This is a genomic window from Nocardia sp. NPDC059154 (assembly GCF_042755705.1).
Taxonomy (GTDB): domain Bacteria; phylum Actinomycetota; class Actinomycetes; order Mycobacteriales; family Mycobacteriaceae; genus Nocardia.
The window spans coordinates 1-2990 of sequence record NZ_JBHZCS010000181.1 but is presented as its reverse complement, the minus strand read 5'-3'; the positions used below and the strand labels follow the sequence as shown (position 1 = coordinate 2990).

The following is a 2990-nucleotide window of genomic DNA, read 5'->3' as shown; positions in this document are numbered from 1 at the left end:
TGTTGAGCGTCACTCAGGGTGGTGACCACAGCGGCCGGGTTCGTCACTGGGGATGGTGATCTCGGCTCGGGCGGGCTGGTGGGGTTGATCTTGTTGGTGTGCACCGTCAGGGTGGTTGGGAACTTTGGGTGCGCGGCGCCCGCTGCGTCTTGGCGGGCCCGGCGGGCGCCGCGCTGGTAGTGCGCGGAGGCACCGGTTGGTGACCGTAGAGGGTGATCGGGTCGGCGTCGAGTCGCGGCTGGCGGCTGGCGGGATTTCGTGTCCGGCGTGTGGGGTCGGGGTGCTGGCGGGGTGGGGTTTCGCGCGGTCGCGCCGTGTCGAGGGCCTGGTGGGGTGGTTGCGGCCGAGGCGGGCTCGGTGCCGGAGTTGCACGGTGACGCACGTACTGCTGCCGGTGACCGTTCTGGCGCGCAGAGCGTATGCCGCACACCATGTTTGGGCCGCTGTCGTGGCACGAGCGGACGGGTTCGGGCATCGGCGGATCGCGGCCGCGTTGTCGGTTCCCGCGGCAACGGTGCGGGGTTGGCTGCGCCGGGCCGGTGCCCGTTTGGGGATGTTGCGGTCGTGGTTTGTGCAGGTCGCGGTGGCAGTCGGGGTGGATGTGAGGATCCCGGACAGTCTGAGCTGCGGCTGGCGTGACGCGGTCGCCGCGGTCGAGGTTGCCGCGGCGGCACTGCGATCGCGGTTCGGGCCGGGTGGCGTGATGGGCACGGTGACGGTCGGTTCGGTGGCGGTCGCGGTCAGCGGCGGCCGGTTACTGGCTCCGGGCTGGCCGCCGTCGGCGACGGGCGTCGATGCAACACCGGTTGCCCCTGACGATCGGCACCGGTGATCGGCGATCCTCGCGAATGTCGCCTGCGGCCACCTTCTTTCGCGGCAGGGACGCTTTGAGAGGAGAAACGACGATGTCGTTGGAAGAGCACAAGCGCGCGGAGCGGGCCCAGGCGATCGGGTTGTTCCGATATCGGCTGATCTGCCCGGCACTCGCGCAGGGGTTGTCGTCCAAGCAGCGGGGCCGGCTGGTTCGCCAGATCGCCGCGGCACACCATGTCGACCCGTTCGGCAATCCGATAGTGGTCTCACGCACCACGATCGACCGCTGGATGCGGCGCTACCGCAGCGGCGGGTTCGAAGCGCTGGTGCCTTCACCGAGGTTGCTGACCGCCCGCACCGACGCGCAGGTGCTGGAGTTGGCGGCGTCGCTGAAGCGGGAGAACCCCGCGCGCACGGTCACCCAGGTCGCGCGGATCCTGCGCACCGCGACCGGGTGGGCGCCGTCGGAATCGACGTTGCTGCGCCATTTCCACCGCCTGGACCTGATGGGTCCCGCCGCCGGCGGGGCGGGCGAGGTGTTCGGCCGGTTCGAGGCCTCCGATCCGAACGAATTGTGGTGCGGCGACGCGCTGCACGGACCGAGGGTCGGTGACCGCAAGACCTACCTTTTCGCGTTCATCGACGACCACACACGGCTGTTGACCGGCTACCGGTTCGGCTACGCCGAGGACACCGTCCGCCTGGCCGCGGCGTTGCGGCCCGCGCTGGCCGCGCGCGGGGTCCCCGGGATGGTCTACGTCGACAACGGCAGTGCTTACTCCGATGCCTGGTTGTTGCGGGCCTGCGCGAAACTCGGTATCCGCCTGACCCATTCGACACCGGGCCGTCCGCAGGGCCGCGGGAAGATCGAGAGGTTCTTCCGCACTGTCCGTGAGCAGTTCCTTGTCGAGGTCACCGACACCACCGCCGAGGATCTGGCCGCGGCCGGCGTCGACCACGCTACTGCGCTTCTGGAGCTGAACAGGCTGTTCACCGCCTGGATCGAAACCGAATACCATCGTCGAATCCACACCGAGACCGGGCAGAGTCCGTTGGCTCGTTGGGAATCGGGCTGGGACCGCCTGGGCCGCACCCCGGCCATGCCGACTGCCGCGGATCTGACCGAAGCGTTCCTCTGGAGCGAGTATCGCACGGTCACCAAGACAGCGACGGTGTCACTGCATTCCAACATCTACCTCGTCGACACCGCGCTGGCAGGGCGCCGCGTCGAGCTGGTGTTCTCGCCGTTCGACCTGGAAACCGTCGAGGTCCGGCACCGCGACCGCAGCTACGGACAAGCTCTGCCGCACACCATCAGCCGTCACGCTCACCCCAAAGCGAAACCCGAAACACCGCAACCGGTTGCGCGCCCGACCGGGATCGACTACCTCGCGTTGACTGCCGCCACCCACGACCGGGCGCTGCGCGCCGACCAGCGCATCGGCTACCACGCCCTCTACATCAGCAGCCACGACGACGAAACACCCACCCAGCCCAGCACCGAGGCGGGGATCGCATGAGTGTCGTTCGCCTGCAACAGTATTACGGGTTCACGAAACTGCCGTTCGGCCGCGATCTGGCCCCGTCGATGCTGCACCGCCACCCCGGCCACAGCGAAGCGGTCGCCCGCATAGGCTGGTGCGTCGACCAGCGCGCGATCGGCGTCATCACCGGTGAAGTCGGAGCCGGCAAGACCGTCGCGGTCCGCGCCGCGACCGCCGCCCTGGACCCGTCGCGCCACATCGTCATCTATCTACCGAATCCGACGATCGGGGTCCGCGGGATGCTCCACCACATCGTCGCCGCGCTCGGCCATACTCCCGCCTATCACACCTCGGCGCTGGCACCGCAAGCCGCTGACGCCCTGGCCGGCGAAGCCGCCGAACGGGGCCGCCACCCCGTGCTGGCACTCGACGAGTCCCACCTTCTCGACAACCACCAGCTCGAAGCGATCCGGCTGCTCACCAACCACGACATGGACTCCGGCAGCCCGTTCGCGGTCGTCCTGATCGGTCAGCCCACCCTGCGCCAACGCCTGCGCCTGGGTGTCCTGGCAGCTCTCGACCAGCGGATCACCGTCCGCTACAGCATCACCGGCATGAACCCCATCGACACCGCCGACTACATCCGCCACCACTGCAGCATCGCCGGCCGCACCGACACCCTGTTCTCCGATG

Annotated in this window: 3 protein-coding genes; all 3 read left to right on the top strand. The window is 68.9% G+C overall.

Annotated features, from left to right (window positions below):
- The first annotated feature begins 196 nt into the window (after window positions 1–196).
- The gene (locus ACFXN1_RS51625) at window positions 197–832 is read left to right on the top strand and encodes a helix-turn-helix domain-containing protein (RefSeq protein ID WP_379446570.1); all 636 of its coding nucleotides are present in this window, start codon (window positions 197–199) and stop codon (window positions 830–832) included.
- Between the two features lie 73 nt (window positions 833–905).
- Entirely contained in the window at window positions 906–2333 is a 1428-nt protein-coding gene (locus tag ACFXN1_RS51620; protein WP_379446569.1) for a DDE-type integrase/transposase/recombinase, read from the top strand.
- The coding region (locus ACFXN1_RS51615; protein WP_379464176.1) for an ExeA family protein at window positions 2330–2990 on the top strand (661 nt) is incomplete at its 3' end. The genes ACFXN1_RS51620 and ACFXN1_RS51615, both read left to right, overlap by 4 nt.